The sequence below is a fragment of the Rhodococcus sp. NKCM2511 genome, assembly GCF_014905595.1.
Lineage (GTDB): Bacteria > Actinomycetota > Actinomycetes > Mycobacteriales > Mycobacteriaceae > Rhodococcoides > Rhodococcoides fascians.
The window spans coordinates 93628-111500 of record NZ_BNHJ02000002.1; the positions used below are offsets into that span (position 1 = coordinate 93628).

Here is a 17873-nt window from a genome sequence, read left to right on the forward strand (position 1 = left end):
TCACCGATCATCCGGTCGTCGGTGACCGAATTTCCTCCGAGTGAGTTTTCGACTTATGATCGAAAACATGATTCATCGTAGCACCGTCCACGAAGTACTCATTGCGGTGTTCCAAGTTCGGGTCTTTTCCGACCCCGACACCCCTGAACTGGCGGTCCTGCTGTGGCAGCGTGCGCTCGACCCCGAGGCGGGCACCTGGTCACTCCCCGGGGGCACCCTGCGCGACGACGAGAACCTGGCCACGTCCGCGCGGAGGCAGCTCGCCGAGAAGGTCGACGTACGCAAGGTGGCACACCTCGAGCAGCTGTCCATCTTCAGCGAGCCGGACAGAGTGCCGGGAGATCGCCGAATCGCGTCGACGTTTCTCGGCCTCGTACCGATTGCGGCCGAGCCCACCCTGCCCGCGGATACGACCTGGTACCCGGTGTCGGAGCTGCCCGCCATGTCGTTCGATCACGGAACGGTCGTCGAGCACGCACGGCATCGACTGGTCGCCAAACTGTCGTACACCAACATCGGATTCGCCCTCGCTCCTGCAGAATTCGCGATTTCGACGCTCCGCGAAATCTACGGCGCAGCCCTCGGCTATCAGGTCGACGCCACCAATCTGCAACGGGTACTGAGCCGCCGCGGCGTCATCGAACCCACCGGACGGCGTGCACCGTCGGGTCGAGCGGGTGGACGGCCTCCAGCATTGTTCCGGTTCGCCGACAACAGCATTCGCGTTACCGACGAGTTCGCGGCATTGCGGCCACCACAGGCATGAACGAGATCCGCCGTCAGTCGGGCACCCGCGAGTCGAACGACGGCGGCGGCGGAGCGACGTCGAATTCGATCTCGTCGAGCTCGGGATCGGAATCGGGGGGCTGCAGATCGTCGTTGGGATTCATCGCCGCGAGCAGCAGTATCACCAACGACGCCGTCAGCGCCTGCACGATCAGTGCCGTTGGCGTGTCGATACTCGGTGCAACCCGGACGATCGATCCGACGGCCGGCTCGTCCGCCCTCGGGAATCGCAGCGCCGCAACGCCGTTGCCCACCAGCACTGCTGCGATCGAGCCGACGAACGACCCGACGAACACGGCCACGAACAGCCGTGGACCCCGCTGGGAAATCCACAGCCACCACCCGATCGGCACGAGAATGCCGAGAGCGAACGAGACGAGCACGAACAGGGCGAGAGCGTCGAATCGATGCAGACTCTCCCCGGTCAGTGTTGCTCCTCTGTCCTGCGCGACGACGAGCAACTGCTGGCTCGGTGCCAGGAATCCCCACAGCAGACCGCCGACGGCGGACAGCGCGATCGTCACACCGCCGACCAGAGCCACAAAGCGAAGCGTTCGACGCCGCTCCGGAGTCTCGACGGCAGACGAGGTCGTCACCTAACGCCTACCCGTCGCGGCGGAATCGATCAGGCCGTGCCGCGAGCACACCGACGTCCATCCGTCGGGCACGATCTGCACCACCATCCTGCGACCGCACCGGTCGCAGTACCTCGGCGGCTCCAGCCCGAGACCGACGGCAACCGAGAACGACGGTGCCCCCGCATCCGTACCGACCTCGACAGGCCGACCGGTGTGCGGGTCGTACCGGCTCTCGCTCGTCATTCGACCCACCTTAATACGCGCATCAGATCGTCGAGTTCAACGCTTTGATCGGCATCTGCAGTTCCCCGAGAAGATCGAGATCCTCCTCGGCGGGACGACCGAGCGTCGTCAAGTAGTTTCCGACGATGATCGCGTTGATGCCGCCCAGAATTCCCTGCTGAGCTCCGAGATCACCGAGAGTGATCTCGCGGCCGCCCGCGAATCGGAGAATCGTCCGCGGCAGGGCCAGCCGGAAGGCGGCAACGGCCCGCAACGCATCCGATGCAGGCAGCACGTCCAGATCTGCGAACGGCGTTCCGGGACGTGGGTTCAAGAAATTCAGGGGGACCTCGTCGGGTTCGAGAGCGCCGAGATCGGCTGCGAACTCGGCTCGCTGCTCCAGCGTCTCGCCCATACCGAGGATGCCTCCGCAACAGACCTCCATGCCGGCCTCGCGGACCATCCGCAGTGTGTTCCAGCGTTCCTCCCAGGTATGGGTGGTGACCACGTTCGGAAAGTAGGACCGCGAGGTCTCGAGGTTGTGGTTGTAGCGATGCACACCCATTGCCGCGAGTTGGTCGACCTGATCCTGGTCCAGCATGCCCAGCGAACAAGCGATGTCGATGTCGACCTCGCCGCGAATTGCCTCGATTCCCGCGGCGACCTGCGCGAGCAGTCGAGCGTCCGGACCCCGCACTGCGGCCACGATGCAGAACTCCGTGGCTCCGGTCTTCGCGGTCTGTTGCGCCGCCTCGACCAACGACGGAATATCGAGCCAGGCCGCCCGCACCGGAGACGCGAACAGGCCCGACTGCGAGCAGAAGTGGCAGTCCTCGGGGCAGCCTCCGGTCTTGAGGCTGACGATCCCCTCGACCTCCACTTCCGGTCCGCACCATCGCATCCGAACCTCGTGCGCCAGTTGCATCGTCTCTTCGAGACGGTCCTCTCCGAGCTCGAGTACCTCGAGCACCTGGGATCGATCGAGCGCGATGCCGTTGTCGAGCACCTGCAGGCGCGCCGTACGCAATATGTCCATACCGGTCCCCTCGTCGTCGAACGGTCTCGGAATTGAACACCGTTCAAGTTGAACGGCGTTCACGTTAGGCACCGCACTCGGCTACTGTCAAAGCGAAACACCGCGTCGAACGGCAGGGGTAGGAAGTGCAGCTACGCAGGCAGGACGTCCTGGACGGTGCAATAGCCATTCTCGACGAGTACGGCCTCGCGGATCTGACCATGCGCCGCCTGGCGACCTCACTGCACGTCCAACCCGGAGCGCTGTACTGGCACTTCCCCAACAAGCAGACGCTGCTGGGAGCGATCGCAGATCACATACTGTCCGGTGCCGACGCACCGTCGACGGAAGAACTGTGGGACGCGCAGATCTCGCAGATCGCACATCGACTTCGCGACGCGCTGCTCTCCCGGCGCGACGGAGCCGAACTGGTCGCCTCCACCTACGCCTCGCGGCTCACCACCAACCGCATCCGTGAACGCATCGCCGCGGTCTGCATTCGTGCCGGGTTGCCCAGAGTCGACGCCGAACTGACCGCCGATACGCTGCTGTACTACGTGCTCGGCCATACCGTGGACGAACAGGCTCGGCTCCAGATGGACTCGGCCGGGGCGCTGACCGCCGACGCGTCCCCGATGTTCGAGCGCCCCGATCCCACCAGCAAATTCGACTTCGGTCTCCGGCTCTTTCTGGACGGCGTGCGCCACGCCGCGTCCGAACCACGCTCCGTCAGGATTCGGTGAACACGATTCGGTCGCGTCCGTTGTCCAGAGTCATCGTGTCGTCTTCTCTGGACCATTTCGGCTTCGAGGACAGAAACTCCGACAGCCACCGATCCTGCTCCATGAGCTCGGCCGGGCACCCCATCCGCGTGGCACCCAGGGAATCGACGGTGAGCGTCCCCAGCGAAGTGTCGACGGTGCCGAACAACCTGTTGCATCCGGCTTCGGCCGAGATGCGGTCGTCGGCGAACTCGAGCCGGATCGTCGTACCCGAGACCGGGGTGTAGGAACCGTCGGCATCGACGGAGGTGTAATTCTTGTCTGCCGGGAATTCCCCGTACGAATCGGTGCAGCCCGAGGCCAACACGCTCACGCCACAGGCGAGAGCGAGCAGTGCCCGGCGCGCGTCAGCCACCGAAGATCGGCCCCAGACCGGCCGCACCGGCATTTCCGCGGGAGGCAAACGGGTTGTCGTGCACCATGTACGTCCACGTCGACGTCGGTCGGCGCATACCGGCATTGTCGAGATCGATGCCGTCGGAGGTGATCTCGGCCGACTCGAATGTCGCGTGGGACAGATCCATGGCCTTGGCGGAGACAGTCTTGAAGGCCTCGACCGCAATTCGGTGGTACTCGTCGAGTGGATTCTCGCGACCCAGCGCACGGAGGTGGATGCTCTCGCGCACGTCGGCCAGGTGCGCTAGGTAGTCCGACCACGCGCGGTCGAGGTGGTGAAGAACGATTCGGCGGGCGACCACCACGAGGGTCTCCTCCGACACGTTCTCGCGAAGTTCCTTCGATCGCGTCGGCGACTGCTCCTCGAGCAGAGCCAACGCCTCTCCGGTGTCCAGCAACGCTGCCCTACGACGGTCCAGAATCTCCCGATGCTGCGCCGTCAGTTGGTTGTAGCGCCAGGTACGCGAGTGTATTTCGAGCATCTGTCCTTCGGCGATGCGCTGGGCATGATCGACTCGATCGGCTGCGGCGGCAGAGGTGAACAGGCCGCTGTCGTCGATGCCTTTCGGTGCGTCCTTGTCACCGATGTTGTTCTTGACGACGTCGTCCTCCCAACTGCCGAAGAACACCGAACGGCCCGGGTCGCCCTGCCTGCCCGCACGTCCTCGCAATTGATTGTCGAGCCGCTCGGTGGTGTGGCGGCCGGTGCCGACGACGAACAGCCCACCCAACTCGGCGATGCGGTCGCGGTCGGTCCCCTCCGGTCCCCCGAGCTTGATGTCGGTTCCGCGCCCGGCGATCTGCGTCGAGACGGTGACCGCGCCGTGCACTCCGGCGGCAGCGATGACCGCGGCCTCCTCGGCGTCGTTCTTGGCGTTGAGTACGACGGCGTCCACACCGGATTCCGCGAGGATCGCCGCCAGCGTCTCCGACTCCGCGACATCGTGCGTGCCGACGAGTATCGGTTGCCCGGTCTCGTGAATTTCCTTGACCTGCTGCGCAATTGCGGCATTCTTGTGCTCGACCGTGTCGTACACCCGGTCGACCTCGTCGACCCGCACCGTCGGTACGTTCGGCTCGATGACCGAGACGCCGAGCCCATAGAACGTACGCAGCTGCTCCCCCGCCGCCATTGCCGTGCCGGTCATTCCACATACGGTGGCATACCGGTTGATCAGCGCCTGAACCGTGATCGTGTCGAGAATTTCACCGGTCTCGGTGGGCTCGAGCCCCTCCTTGATCTCCACGGCCGCCTGTAACCCGTCAGGCCAACGCTGCAAGTCCGCCACTCGGCCACGGGAAGCGTTGATCAGCTGAACACGTCCGTCACGCACGATGTAGTCGACATCGCGTTGCACCAGCACCTGAGCGTGCAGCGCGACATTGACCGCAACGAGGGTCGATCCGACGTGCTGCTCGGAGTAGAGATCGATTCCGCCGAGTTCCTTCTCGAGCCGAAGCGCGCCCTCGTCCGTGAGGAACACATTGCGTCCTTCGGCATCGGTGTCGAAGTCGATCCCCTTGTCCAACAGGCGGACTGCGTCCATCACCGTCGAGGTCGACACGTCACCCGATACCGAGCCGGCCAACACCAACGGCACCAACGCTTCGTCGACCAACACCGAGTCGGCCTCGTCGATCAGTGCGACATCCGGAACGGGCGACACCAGATCGGCACGATCGTCGACCAAATGGTCACGGAGAACATCGAATCCGACCTCGTTGACCGACGCGTACGTGATGTCGCACGCGTAGGAATCACGACGTTCCTGCGCGGAGGACGACTCGGCGATGGAACCGACGGTGATACTCAGAGCCTCGAACAGTGGGGCCATCCACCGCGCATCACGTTGTGCGAGAAAGTCGTTGACCGAGATGACGTGAACCCTGCGACCGGACAGAACGTATCCCACCGCCGCCACGGCCCCGGACAACGTCTTTCCTTCGCCGGTCGCCATTTCCACCACGTCACCGGCGAGAAGTCGCTCGGCTCCCAGAAGTTGTACGTCGAACGGTCGCATGCCGAGCGTGCGGTCGCTCGCCTCACGCGTCAACGCCAGGTACCGCGGAACGTCGAGTTTCGACGCGCTCGGGGCCCGCAACGCAGCGGCCTCGGTGGCCAATTCGGCGTCCGACAAGCCCGAAGCCCAGCTCGCATGGTCTCCGGCCTGCTCGACGCGCCGACGCGACGCGCTCTGCGCCTTCTGCGCAGAGCGGCCGAGTACACGCCAGAATCGGTCGGAGCCCACAGCCATCTGTCATCCCTACTCGAGAAAGTACGTGATCTTCTTTCCCACAGTACCGAGTGCCGATTGCCCACTACCCCGCGTCGAGCGGCGTTGTCACTGCAATTCTGCGCGTGCCGTCGGCCGACGTCACCACCTGGTAGGCGTTGCGCTCGGTTCCCACGGGCGAGCCGTCGGCGTCGAGGTTCTCCAACAGCAGATGCCCGACCCACACACCGGGCGTCTCGATCTCGGTGACGATGCCACGTGCGCGAACGCCCTCGATCCCGCGCGAGCGATAGTAGGACTGGCCCTGGGCGAAGAAGTCTCGGGTCTGCTGCGGGTCGGAGATGGCGGCGCATCCCCCAGCCGTGACGGCCAACGCCGGGTAGTTGTAAATACCTGCTAGCCCGTCCAGATCTCCGGCCGACAAGTAGGCGGTGTAGCGAGCGAAGAATTGGTCGATCGTTTCGGTGTCGGGTGTCATGTCGTAGAACGCTACGACTCGCTCCCGCGCAGCCACTGTCACCGCGCTGATCGCCCTCCGACTATCGAGACCCGAACAGAGCATGGACAAACCGAGGGGTACGCATTAACGTCTTTCACTAATCAACTAGTGAAAGGTTTCTGGTGATCGCCTACCGTATCGATCGTCAGTCCGGCATTCCCACCTATGTCCAACTGATACTGCAGACCAAACAGGCCCTACGACTGGGAACACTCGCCGTCGGTGACCGACTGCCGACAGCAAAAGAAGTGGTCACGGCGCTGGCCATCAATCCCAACACCGTCCTCAAGGCGTACCGAGAACTCGAACGCGACGGGCTGGTCCAACCACGAACCGGTTCCGGGACTTTCGTCGTCGCCTCGCTCGCAAAACCCGGCATGGCCGAACGATCGGCGCTCGAGACCGAACTCGACCGCTGGATCCGACACTGCACGGCCGCAGGACTGGACAGACCTGACCTCGAAGCCATCGTCACCGCCGCACTCGACAAGCAATTCGACCGAACCGAAAGAGACGAAACATGACCGACGCGGTGCTCACCATGGACGAGGTGGCCAAATCGTTTCGCAGGAAGACCGTCCTCGACGGATGCTCGTTCGCAGTCGAAAGAGGAAGCGTCACAGCGTTGGTCGGCTCCAACGGTGCCGGAAAGTCGACGCTGCTGTCGCTGGCCGTCGGCCTGCTGACACCGGACAGCGGAACCATTCGGGTTCTGGGTGAGGGCGTTACCCAACGCGAAATCTCGCCCGGCCTGTCCTATCTGGCGCAGCACAAGCCCCTGTACCCACACTTCACCGTCGCCGAACTGCTGCGATTCGGCCGAAACACGAACTCGCACTGGGACGATGCGTACGCGAAGGAAATCGTCGACGCCGCCGGAATCGCCACCTCCGCTCGGGTCAAGTCCCTCTCCCCCGGCCACCGCACGCGGATTGCCCTCGCACTGGCACTCGGGCGTCGACCCGAAGTACTGCTGCTCGACGAGCCGCTTGCCGATCTCGATCCGGTCGCTCGCAGGGCGGTGGCACGCACCCTGATGCGCGATGCAGCCGAGAACGGTACGACGATCGTGCTGTCCTCACACGTGCTGTCCGAGCTCGTCGACGTCGCCGACCGGCTGTTGCTACTACGCGGTGGGCGAATGCGACTCGACGGGGACCTCGACGCCATCACCGCCGACCACTACCTTCTCGTCGGCAGCTCCGACGCCGACCCGACGGTCCAGGACGGCACCATCGTGTCCGAGGTGTTCGGTTCCGGCGCAACAACATTCGTCGTACAGGGCAAACAACCGACAACGACACCACCGGGGTGGACAGTCGAGAACGCCACCCTCGACGACGTCGTACTCGCCCACCTCGGAACGGAGACCACCTGATGATCTGGGTGACTTGGAGACAATTTCGCACGACCATCCTGTTCGGGGCGTTGACGCCACTGCTGTTGGCTGCGATCACGATTGCCGTCACGGTGATCGGCGGCGGTGTGATTCCGTCTCCGTATCTGCAGGGTTGTCGATCCTTCGGTTCGTCCGACTGCACCGTCGGGACCGTGCAGACGATAGCGATACTCACGACGATCGTCTTGCCCGTCGTCCTGGGGGCATTCGTCGGGGTGACCGTCTTCTCCCGCGATCTCGAACGTCGCACCCACGTACTCGGTTTGACTCAATCCGTGAGCCGACGCCGCTGGTACACCGTGCGCATTCTGGTCGTGTTCACACCGATCGTCGGGGCGATGACGGTGCTCGGATGCGTGCTGTTCGCAGCCAAGTACAACACTGCACCCGATTCCTTCGCGATGTCCTTCGCGGGGTCGAGCGCATCGCGGTTGGACTTTCCCATCTTCGGGGCCACGGGATTCGTCGCAGGCGCGTACACGGCCGTCGGATTGATGGTCGGTTCGGCATGCGCACTTGCGATGCGGAACACGATCGCTGCGATGATCACCACCGTCATCGTGTCGACTGCATTCCTTGCACTGCTGCCGACGCAGTTACGCGAGCACTATGCGACTCCCCAGACAGACCGAGTATCGGTGGAGCAGAAGGTCGACGACATGTACGGCGGCACTCCGGACTACTACAGACCAGGCGACTCGATCAGTTTGTTCCCACGATGGGAATTCTCTGCCGACTACGTCGACAGCAACGGCAGTCCGGTGCCCGTCGACTTGATGGACTGCAATTGGACCCAGAACTACAGGGATCTGAGCGAATTCGAGACTGTCGCCGAGTACGAGGAGTACTCCGACCGCCAGAGCGTGGAACGTCGCAACATCGAGATCCAGTGCATTCGGGATCAGGGTGCCGAGGCCTACGAGACGCGCTATCACGAGGACAGATCGTTCTGGCGGTTCCAGGCGATCGAGTCGGCGTTGTCGTTGGTGGTTGCCGGGCTTCTCGGCGGCGTGTCACTCCTGCTGCTGCGCAGGCTGCGTCCCTAGGGCAGGTCTGCCGCAGCTACCTCTGCGTTGGAATCCCGAGCGGTTTCCGATTCCTGATCACAGTGGCCACGAGGGCGGGGAGGCCGAGGACCAGAACCATGATTCCGACTACGAGTGCAGCAGTGGACCACGGCCTGGACACCCCCAGCTGATCGGCCAGGGTGACCGCGCCGACGATGCCGAGGATCCAGGCGAGAAATTCGATTCGGCGAACGCGTCGGGATGTCGGATCCGAGGTTGCCCACCACGCACCGACGGACGAACACGCGAGGGCGCACACGAGCAACCAGTACTCCGCCATCTCGGCCTCCTCGAAGTCGATGGTGTGATCAGGGTAGTTCGCGTGCCGCCCGTCCGTTCACAATTGTGCGACCAGCAGTGGCAGACCCACCGCGGCCGTTGTGCGCCATCGGTGGTCGGCCATGTCGGATACCTCGGTCTCGACCGGGTTGATCTCGACCACGGTTGCGCCCGCACTGCGTGCGACGGCGGGCAGTCCGGCGAACGGGTACACCACGCCCGACGTACCGACCACGAGCACCAGATCTGCAGCGCGCACAGCATTCTCGGCTGCTTCCCACGCCTGTTCGGGCAGCGATTCGCCGAACCACACGGCCCCAGGACGGATGAGTCCGCCGCACCGGGGACAGTCCGGCGGCGGAACACGCTGATCTGCGTCGATCAGAATGCCGTCGTCCAGAATGTCGGGGTCGTCGAGTTCCGCGCGCACTCCACACTCGCTGCAGTACGGCTCGAAAAGGCTTCCGTGTACGTGTGCGAGCACTGTGGATCCGGCTCGTTCGTGCAGATCGTCGACGTTCTGCGTGGCGATGTCCACCTGCGCTTGCTGCTGCCATTGCGCGACGGCGCGGTGACCGGCGTTGGGTTCGGAACGACGAACCAATGCTGCACGCCACCGGTACCAACCCCACACGAGGTCGCTGTCGGCGAGCCAGCCCTCGGGACTGGCGAGGTCCTTCGGATCGAAGTCCTGCCACAGACCAGTCCGGGCGTCGCGAAACGTTGCAATTCCGGATTCGGCCGACATGCCGGCCCCGGTCAGAACGACGATGCGCGACGCCGCTCGTGCGGCGTCCACGATGGGTTGTGGAACGGCGTCGACCGTCTGCTCGTGCAAATGGGTCACACAGCTATTGTGCCAACCGGTGTTCGCTCACGCGCTACCGTGTGGGCATGAGCATCGACACCGATACCCGCACGCGGCGACGCTGGCCCCTGTGGACCGCAGCGGTCACCGCTGTGGTCGTGGTGGTGGCCGTCGGTGTTCTGTGGCTCGCCCCCAGTCGCTATCTACCGTGGGACACCGAATCGTTCCCCGAGGTGAACAGCGCCGAGTTGACCGTCGACCAGGCACGTGTGGTGGACCTGCTGCGAGTCGAGCACGAGAAGCAGCGTCCGGGAACCTTCTATGCAGAGGGCGTGGACGAGGCCTGGTGCGCCGACTTCGTCAGCTGGATCATGAAGGAAGCGGGCCTGCCGTTGTCGAATCCCAACTCGGGTTCGTGGCGCATTCCCGGCGTCTACACGCTGCAGGAGTACTACCAGCAACAGGGACGGTTCGAGACCGTCGGCAACTACACGCCGTCGGTGGGTGATGTGGTGTTGTACGACAACTCCAGTTGGGTCGGCCAACACACCAACGTCATCGTGGCTGTCGACGGCAGCGAGGCCGTCACCGTGGGCGGGAACGAAGCCGGCAAGATCAGGATTCACACTCTGAATTACGAATCCGACTCGGGTGTAGTCGGATTCGGCCGATTGGCATCCTGAGGGCCGTCATTGCGACGGGGTGCTGGAACGGTCGCCGAGTGATCGCGCCCCTCCGTCTCTCTTCGCTCTGTACAGCAACAGGTCTGCTCGGTCGAAACAGTCGTAGAGCGATTCCCCCGGACGCAATGTCGTGTAACCGGCGGAAAATGTCTGCTCGTCCGGGACGACGGCTGCGAGTTCGGTCAGCACGGTTGCCATCGTCGTCGACCCGGTATCGGGCATCGCGATGGCGAATTCCTCCCCGCCCCACCTGGCGACATACGCTCGCCCTGCAAGCAATTGCATTGCGGCAGTGGAGAACTGGACCAACAGGCGATCGCCGCGGCCGTGTCCGTACTTGTCGTTGAACGACTTGAAGCGATCGAAATCGATCATCGCCATCGCCAGCGACACCTCGACTCCGCGCGGAGTCGTCAACTGAGACAACCGATCTCGCCATCCACGCCGATTGAGCAGCCCGGTCAAGGGATCGGTCAGCGCAGCCTCCCGTAGGTCGTCCTCCAACCGCCGCCGGTCGGTGACGTCGTGGACCACCGCCATGGTCCATCGTCGGCCGTCCGGGCCGGGGACCTCACTGGCCGACACCCAACCCCACCGCACTGTGCCGTCGGGATGCAGGTATCGCTTCTCGACGTGTACGGATTCACCACGGGCCTCGGCGTCGTCCATCATCTGTTCCATCGCCGCGTGTTGGCCCAGGTCGTCGGGGTGGGTGAATTCACGGGAGGATCGGCCCCACAGTAGGTCCCTGGGGCACCCCACGATGGCCGCATACGCCTCGTTCGCGAGTAACAGCAGCCCGTGTTCGTCGGCGAGTGCCATTCCCACCGTGCTGGCCTCGAACATCTCCCGATACCAGCCATCGGCGTCGACCATGATTGTCCGGTTCACTTCCTCGAACGGTGCGAGCCACATCGATTCACACGACACACCGACGATACGCCGCCGCGGGGGCCCGAACGGTATCCGGCGATCGGTCTTGACCTTGACGCTACGTCAACGTTCACACTGGACGCATGAGAATCGGATCCCTCGCCGATGCCGCCGGAACGACCCCGCGGACGGTGCGCCACTACCACCGACTCGGCTTGCTCTCCGAGCCTCGGCGGCTGTCCAACGGCTACCGCGAGTACACGATCGACGACGTCGTTCGGCTGATGCGAATCCGATGGTTGGCCGAGTGCGGAATGCCGCTGGGCGCGATAGCGGCAGTGCTCGACGGAATCGCGACGGACGAGCCCGACGTGGTCGCGGACCTGCGAGCCCTGCTGGCCGGCATCGAGACCGAGCAGACGGCATTGGCACACAAGCACAGTCGCTTGTCGGCGTTGCTCGACGACGCTGTCGCACGGCGTCCTCTGACCGCGCTCCCACGAGATGTGGCCGCGACGTTCGGGTCCTTGCTCGATGCAGCGGACGAACGGGACCGGCCCGCGCTGATCCGCGAACGCGATCTACTCGAAGTGATGGCAATTTCGGGCCGCGTCCCGGCGGCATTCTTCGAGACGATGTCCGCCGCGCTCGGCGATCACGACCTACGTCGGAGATACCTGGTGTTGCTACGACGCTTCGGTGCCCTCGAGGGCCGAAGCGTCGCCGAATCCGAGGACGACATCGACGCGTTGGCCGACGAGTTGGTGTCCGTACTCGATGTCGAGTCCTTCGCTCAGGCGCCCGAGTCCGCTGCGCTCGGTAGCGAATCGACCGCGCTGCTCGACATCGAGGACATCGTTCCCGACGCGGCCCAACGCGCCGTCGTCCTCCGCACCACAACTCGTCTGCTCGACGGTGCGCATCCGGCAGGAACCTCACAGTGACCCCGGATCGGGGTGCCCGGGTCGGCAGATGGCACGCACTGCTGTTGTGGGCACGCGGCCGCCACGCTCCGATCGGGGCCGACTCTGCCGAGTTCGCCGCGGTGCGCGGAACGGGTTCGATGCCGTTGATGTTCGGTGTGGCCTCGGTCGTCGAGATCGTCGTCGTGCATCTCCTGGTTCCGTGGTTGTGGCTCGATATCGTGCTCGGTGCGCTCTCGGTCGTATCGATCGTTCTGCTGGTGTCGGCTTTAGCCGTCGGCCGGGTGCACCCCCATGTCCTCACGCCCGAAGCACTCGTCCTGCGCACCTCCGGCGAGGTCGTCACCACGGTGGAGAGATCGACGATCGTCTCGGCCCGACTCCATCGCCGGTTCGGCGTGGTGGCTCCCACTGTCCGCGACGACCGAGCCGTGTTACCGAACCAGGACGGCACGAACGTCGACATCACGTTGTCGACCCGCACCACAGTCGTCGTACCCGCACCCCCACGTCGGTGGCGGGTCGAGGGCACCGCGACGTCCATCGGCTTGTACGTGGACGATCCCGTGGCCCTGGTCGCCGCGTTGTCCTCGGTTCCGGCCGACGGTGGGATGTGAACCCGAACTGCCGCGGGACCGGTGAGACCACGCTGTGAGAAACCGGCGACGAGCTGGGACCGGCACCGCAGTACGGACTCCGAGGAGTGCGTCACCGCGCGTACACGTATTGTTTGCTCAGAACGTCTTCTTGTTTGCGACGAACCTCGTCGTCTGCCGAGCAGCTTCCGAGACGAACACCACCGACCGTGACCGCCCGACCAGTGGTCGATCGACAGCCGGAGCCATTCCCCTTTCATGCAGGTACACCCGAGCGGAACCGATCACGAATCGGCAACCGATTCCGCGGCCCCGAGTTCGGTGTCGGCTCCCGTCGTGCCGCGACCGCCGCAGCGCCACGATCTGAACGGTCTGCGTGGTGTCGCAATCGCCCTGGTGGTCGTGTTCCACATCTGGATGGGCCGGGTGTCGGGCGGAGTCGATGTCTTCCTCACGCTGTCCGGCTTCTTCTTCACTGCGTCGTTGCTTCGATCGGCCGAGGCCGGCGCGAGCCTGAACCCGATCACCCGCATCGTTCGCGTGCTCCGCAGACTCGGACCGCCGCTGGCGCTGACTCTGTTGGCGGTAGCGGCCGCGTCGGTGTTCCTGCTACCGCGGACCCGCTGGGCCGACGTGGGCGACCAACTCGTCTCCGGCGTCTTCTTCTTCGTGAACTGGCAGTTGGCGACGACGGCCAACGACTACCTGGCGGCCGACCCCTCGGTGAGCCCGGTCCAGCACCTGTGGTCCGTCGCGGTGCAATTCCAGTTCTATCTGCTCGCGATTGCCGTCGTGTTCGGTCTGGCGTGGATTCTGCGCACGATGCGACCGGAAGGACCGCGAAGTCTGCGACCACAGACCTTCGCCGTGATCTTCGCCGTCATCGCGGTGTTGTCGTTCGTGTATGCAGCGGACGGTGCTCGACGCCATCAAGCGTGGAACTACTACGACACGGGCGCGCGACTCTGGGAGATCATGCTCGGTGCGGCGGTCGCGGCCACGTTCGCGGCATTCGCCGGCAGAAACACCGGGGCCGATGCCCGCGTGAGTCGGGTGGGATCGACCGCCCGGGGCGCGCTCGCCGCCGGTGCGATGTTCGTCATCGTCGTCTGTGGATTCGTGGTGGACGGCGTGACCGCGTTCCCCGGTCCCCTGGCGCTGATTCCGGTACTGGCCACTGTGGCGCTGATCATCGCAGGCTCGAACACCGTGGTCGCCGCGACGTTGTCCAACCGGTTCTTCGCCTGGGTCGGCTCGATCGCGTTTCCGTTGTACCTGTGGCACTGGCCGCTGTTGATCTTCTACCTGTCGGCCACCGGCAGGTCCCACGCGGACATATCCGGCGGACTCGGCATCGTCGGTGCATCGGTCGCACTCGCGTGGCTCACCGTCCGCTTCGTGGAGCGGCCTACGCAGGCCACCACATTCACTCCCGGCCGCATCGCAGTCACGGCCGTCGCCCTCGTTGCTGCCGTGGCGGTGACAGCCGGTTCGGTCGGCTGGAACGCCTACATCGAACGATCGATCTCGGCCGTGCAGGCCGACGAATCGGTCGACGAAGCCACGCACCCGGGGGCGCTGGAATTGACCGACGGCATTCGCGTCGAACCGGCGGAGATGACGCCTCCCCTGTACTCCGCTCCCGAGGATCTTCCCGTCACCACCCTCGAGGGCTGCATCGCGGATTTCGAGACTCGCGACGCGCTGTCCTGTACCTACGGCGACGTCGATGCGGCCCGAACGATCGTGCTGGCGGGGAGCTCACACGCCGAGCACTGGGTGACCGCTCTCGACACTCTGGGGCGGCGGCACGGCTTCAAGGTGGTCACGTTCGTGAAGATGGGGTGCCCGCTCAGCCTGGACACGATGCCGATGCTCGGGCAGAACGAGTACCCGGATTGTCTGGATTGGACCCGGACCGTGCTCGACGACGTCGCATCGATGCAACCGGAATACGTGTTCACCACGGCCACCCGGCCCCGCGACGACTTCCCCGGCGACTTCACCCCGCCCTGGTACGTCTCGGTCTGGCAGCAGTTGATCGCCGACGGTGTCGGCGTCCTCGGCATCAGGGACACCCCGTGGCTCGCGTATCGAGCCATCGACTGCCTGGCCGACGGCGGCTCGGCCACCTCGTGCGGCATCCCGCGAGACGAGGCGCTCGATTCGGTCAACCCCGCTCTGGCGTCCTCGTTCCAGCTGAGCGGATTCTCCGCCCTCGACCTCTCGGACGCGGTGTGCGACGACACCGTCTGTCGCGTCGAGCAGGGGAACGTACTGATCTATCGCGACGAGCATCATCTGACCGCCACCTACGTGCGAACCCTGACCACCGAGCTCGGCCGGCAGCTCGGATCTGCGACCGGCTGGTGGGCCGGACCGTGAGCGGAACGGCTCGCGCTCGGTAAGCCTGGTCCCACCGGTCACAGTAGGGTTGATCCATGCTGCACGACGCCTCCGACGACACGCCCGCCATCGCCGTATGGCCGGGATCCCCTTATCCACTGGGAGCGACCTACGACGGAGCAGGAACCAACTTCGCCTTGTTCTCCGAGGTCGCCGAGGCCGTGGACCTGTGCCTGATCGCCGAGGACGGTACCGAAACTCGTATTCGTTTCGAGGAGTCCGACGGCTATGTGTGGCACGCGTACCTGCCCACGGTGGTGCCGGGACAACGCTACGGCTACCGCGTCCACGGGCCGTGGGATCCCGCTGCCGGACATCGTTGTGATCCCAGCAAGTTGCTGGTCGATCCTTACGGAAAAGCATTCGAGGGGTCGTTCGACGGAGACCGATCGCTCTTCTCCTACAACATCGACATCCCGGCCGCCGAACCCGAGCCCGTGGAGTCCACGGACTCCGCAGCCGCGGATCCACTCGACGCCGAGGGCCAATTCGAGGACGCGGCCGACCTCGCCGATCCGGACGGCGAAATCGTCGATGAGGCACCGATCGCCCACGATGACGAGCCGAACAACGATTTCCCTCAGCACGATTCGCTGGGGCACACGATGACCACCGTGGTGATCAACCCCTTCTTCGACTGGCAGGCCGACCGCGCACCGAAGAGGCCGTATCACGAGACGGTGATCTACGAGGCCCACGTCAAGGGCATGACGATCACCCACCCCGACATCCCCGAGGCCGAGCGCGGCACCTATGCCGGTCTGGCACATCCGGTGATCATCGAGCATCTGCAGCACCTGGGCGTCACCGCGATCGAGCTGATGCCGGTGCACCAGTTCATGCAGGACCAGGTACTCCTGGACAAGGGGCTGCGAAACTACTGGGGCTACAACACCTTCGGATTCCTCGCGCCTCATGCGGAGTATTCCTCGCATCAGTCGCCCGGTGCCGCGGTGACCGAATTCAAGGCGATGGTCCGTTCGTTCCACGCCGCCGGCATCGAGGTGATCCTCGACGTGGTCTACAACCACACCGCCGAGGGAAACCACATGGGCCCCACCATCAGCTTCCGCGGCATCGACAACGCGGCCTACTACCGACTGGTCGACGGCGATCTCGAGCACTACATGGACTACACCGGGACGGGCAACAGTCTCAATGCGCGACACCCACACACGCTGCAGCTCATCATGGACTCGCTGCGCTACTGGGTCACCGAGATGCACGTCGACGGATTCAGGTTCGACCTCGCATCCACCCTGGCCCGTGAACTGCACGACGTGGATCGGCTGAGCGCGTTCTTCGATCTGGTGCAACAGGACCCGGTCGTGAGCCAGGTGAAGCTGATCGCCGAGCCGTGGGATGTCGGCGAGGGCGGATACCAGGTGGGCAACTTCCCCGGTCTGTGGACCGAATGGAACGGCAAGTACCGCGACACCGTTCGCGACTACTGGCGTGGTGAGCCCGCGACGCTGGGCGAGTTCGCGTCGCGCCTGACCGGATCGTCGGATCTCTACGAGGCGACGGGCCGCCGCCCCGGTGCCAGCATCAACTTCGTCATCGCACACGACGGCTTCACCCTCAACGACCTGGTCTCGTACAACGACAAGCACAACGAGGCCAACGGCGAGGACAACAACGACGGCGAGAGCCACAACCGGTCGTGGAACTGCGGCGTCGAGGGTCCGACCGACGATCCCGAGATCCTCGATCTGCGTGCCCGCCAGATTCGCAACATCATGGCCACGCTGCTGCTCAGCCAGGGCACGCCGATGATCGCGCACGGCGACGAACTCGGCCGAACTCAGCAGGGCAACAACAACGTCTACTGCCAGGATTCGGAACTGGCGTGGATGGATTGGTCCCTGGCCGAGACCAACGCCGACCTGATCGAGTTCACCCGCAACGCAATTGCGCTGCGCAACGAGCACCCGGTATTTCGCCGTCGCCGATTCTTCGAGGGCAGGCCCATCCGATCGGGCGAACAGGCACGTGACATCGCCTGGCTCACCCCCGCAGGCGAGGAGATGACTCCCGAGGACTGGGACAGCGGTTTCGGCAAATCGCTCACCGTGTTCCTCAACGGTGAGGGCATTCCCGAGCCGAATCAGCGCGGGGAGCGGGTGGTCGACGACTCGTTCCTGTTGTGCTTCAACGCACATCACGAGACGATCGAATTCGTCACCCCGGACGGAAACTACGCCAAGGAATGGACGGTCGCCCTCGATACGGCAGCGCGCACGGGAGCGGGTGAGAAATCGATCGAAGCGGGTACACCGGTGGAGGTCACCGCTCGATCCCTACTCGTTCTACGAAAGACTGCCTGA

At 64.5% G+C, this 17873-nt stretch carries 19 protein-coding genes; 10 read left to right on the forward strand and 9 right to left on the reverse strand.

Annotated features, from left to right (window positions below; all coding sequences use genetic code 11):
• Positions 1 to 67 precede the first annotated feature (67 nt).
• Positions 68 to 766 carry an NUDIX domain-containing protein gene (locus JLZ96_RS17045; RefSeq protein WP_032406822.1) on the forward strand — a complete coding sequence of 233 codons (699 nt, stop codon included), beginning with the start codon at positions 68 to 70 and terminating at the stop codon, positions 764 to 766.
• Positions 767 to 779: 13 nt separating this feature from the next.
• On the opposite strand, the gene JLZ96_RS17050 is transcribed toward JLZ96_RS17045, so the two are convergent.
• Genes JLZ96_RS17050 through bioB form a run of 3 tightly spaced genes read right to left on the reverse strand, consistent with a single transcriptional unit; the run spans position 780 to position 2622 of the window.
• The gene (locus JLZ96_RS17050) at positions 780 to 1382 is read right to left on the reverse strand and encodes a DUF2567 domain-containing protein (RefSeq protein ID WP_094621171.1); all 603 of its coding nucleotides are present in this window, start codon (positions 1380 to 1382) and stop codon (positions 780 to 782) included.
• A complete protein-coding gene (locus tag JLZ96_RS17055) occupies positions 1383 to 1607 on the reverse strand; it encodes a hypothetical protein (protein ID WP_032382834.1) in 225 nt (74 codons plus the stop codon).
• 22 nt (positions 1608 to 1629) lie between these two features.
• The gene (gene bioB, locus JLZ96_RS17060; RefSeq protein WP_201010804.1) at positions 1630 to 2622 is read right to left on the reverse strand and encodes a biotin synthase BioB; all 993 of its coding nucleotides are present in this window, start codon (positions 2620 to 2622) and stop codon (positions 1630 to 1632) included.
• Positions 2623 to 2747: 125 nt separating this feature from the next.
• Here bioB and JLZ96_RS17065 point away from each other — a divergent pair, with 125 nt between their 5' ends.
• Positions 2748 to 3344, forward strand: coding sequence for a TetR/AcrR family transcriptional regulator C-terminal domain-containing protein (locus tag JLZ96_RS17065; RefSeq protein ID WP_027497309.1), 597 nt, complete (start codon positions 2748 to 2750; stop codon positions 3342 to 3344).
• Here the strand turns inward: JLZ96_RS17065 and JLZ96_RS17070 are convergent.
• The 3 genes from JLZ96_RS17070 to JLZ96_RS17080 form a co-directional block, all read right to left on the reverse strand.
• The gene (locus JLZ96_RS17070; RefSeq protein ID WP_052054876.1) at positions 3331 to 3738 is read right to left on the reverse strand and encodes an META domain-containing protein; all 408 of its coding nucleotides are present in this window, start codon (positions 3736 to 3738) and stop codon (positions 3331 to 3333) included. The genes JLZ96_RS17065 and JLZ96_RS17070 overlap by 14 nt on opposite strands.
• The gene (gene secA2 / locus JLZ96_RS17075) at positions 3731 to 6034 is read right to left on the reverse strand and encodes an accessory Sec system translocase SecA2 (protein ID WP_201010805.1); all 2304 of its coding nucleotides are present in this window, start codon (positions 6032 to 6034) and stop codon (positions 3731 to 3733) included. The genes JLZ96_RS17070 and secA2 overlap by 8 nt, the downstream gene beginning before the upstream one ends.
• A 64-nt stretch (positions 6035 to 6098) precedes the next feature.
• Complete coding sequence (locus JLZ96_RS17080; RefSeq protein ID WP_201010806.1) at positions 6099 to 6491, reverse strand: hypothetical protein; 393 nt, start codon at positions 6489 to 6491, stop codon at positions 6099 to 6101.
• Positions 6492 to 6634: 143 nt separating this feature from the next.
• On the opposite strand from JLZ96_RS17080, the gene JLZ96_RS17085 reads away from it, so the two are divergent.
• The 3 genes from JLZ96_RS17085 to JLZ96_RS17095 are packed head-to-tail and all read left to right on the forward strand — an operon-like array spanning position 6635 to position 8957.
• Positions 6635 to 7036, forward strand: coding sequence for a GntR family transcriptional regulator (locus tag JLZ96_RS17085; RefSeq protein ID WP_027497311.1), 402 nt, complete (start codon positions 6635 to 6637; stop codon positions 7034 to 7036).
• Positions 7033 to 7890: an ABC transporter ATP-binding protein gene (locus JLZ96_RS17090; RefSeq protein ID WP_201010807.1), complete on the forward strand. Its 858-nt coding sequence runs from the start codon at positions 7033 to 7035 to the stop codon at positions 7888 to 7890. The genes JLZ96_RS17085 and JLZ96_RS17090 overlap by 4 nt, the downstream gene beginning before the upstream one ends.
• Entirely contained in the window at positions 7890 to 8957 is a 1068-nt protein-coding gene (locus JLZ96_RS17095; RefSeq protein WP_201010808.1) for an ABC transporter permease, read from the forward strand. Before JLZ96_RS17090 ends, JLZ96_RS17095 begins: the two co-directional genes overlap by 1 nt.
• 16 nt (positions 8958 to 8973) lie before the next feature.
• On the opposite strand, the gene JLZ96_RS17100 is transcribed toward JLZ96_RS17095, so the two are convergent.
• Entirely contained in the window at positions 8974 to 9258 is a 285-nt protein-coding gene (locus JLZ96_RS17100; protein ID WP_201010809.1) for a hypothetical protein, read from the reverse strand.
• 57 nt (positions 9259 to 9315) lie between these two features.
• The gene (locus JLZ96_RS17105; protein WP_308436830.1) at positions 9316 to 10104 is read right to left on the reverse strand and encodes an NAD-dependent deacylase; all 789 of its coding nucleotides are present in this window, start codon (positions 10102 to 10104) and stop codon (positions 9316 to 9318) included.
• Positions 10105 to 10151: 47 nt separating this feature from the next.
• Between JLZ96_RS17105 and JLZ96_RS17110 the strand changes: the two genes are divergently transcribed.
• Positions 10152 to 10748 carry a CHAP domain-containing protein gene (locus tag JLZ96_RS17110; protein ID WP_027497315.1) on the forward strand — a complete coding sequence of 199 codons (597 nt, stop codon included), beginning with the start codon at positions 10152 to 10154 and terminating at the stop codon, positions 10746 to 10748.
• Positions 10749 to 10754: 6 nt separating this feature from the next.
• Here JLZ96_RS17110 and JLZ96_RS17115 read toward each other — a convergent pair whose 3' ends face one another.
• Positions 10755 to 11663 (reverse strand): GGDEF domain-containing protein, encoded by a 909-nt coding sequence (locus tag JLZ96_RS17115; protein WP_094644257.1) that lies wholly within the window; start codon positions 11661 to 11663, stop codon positions 10755 to 10757.
• Between the two features lie 101 nt (positions 11664 to 11764).
• Here JLZ96_RS17115 and JLZ96_RS17120 point away from each other — a divergent pair, with 101 nt between their 5' ends.
• From JLZ96_RS17120 to glgX, 4 genes are all read left to right on the forward strand, one after another.
• On the forward strand, positions 11765 to 12565 hold the full coding sequence (locus JLZ96_RS17120; RefSeq protein WP_201010810.1) for a MerR family transcriptional regulator: 801 nt from the start codon (positions 11765 to 11767) through the stop codon (positions 12563 to 12565).
• Positions 12562 to 13161 (forward strand): hypothetical protein, encoded by a 600-nt coding sequence (locus JLZ96_RS17125; RefSeq protein ID WP_201010811.1) that lies wholly within the window; start codon positions 12562 to 12564, stop codon positions 13159 to 13161. Before JLZ96_RS17120 ends, JLZ96_RS17125 begins: the two co-directional genes overlap by 4 nt.
• A 237-nt stretch (positions 13162 to 13398) precedes the next feature.
• Positions 13399 to 15525, forward strand: a complete 2127-nt coding sequence (locus JLZ96_RS17130; RefSeq protein WP_201010812.1) for an acyltransferase family protein — start codon at positions 13399 to 13401, stop codon at positions 15523 to 15525.
• A 56-nt stretch (positions 15526 to 15581) separates the two neighbouring features.
• A complete protein-coding gene (gene glgX, locus JLZ96_RS17135) occupies positions 15582 to 17873 on the forward strand; it encodes a glycogen debranching protein GlgX (protein ID WP_201010813.1) in 2292 nt (763 codons plus the stop codon).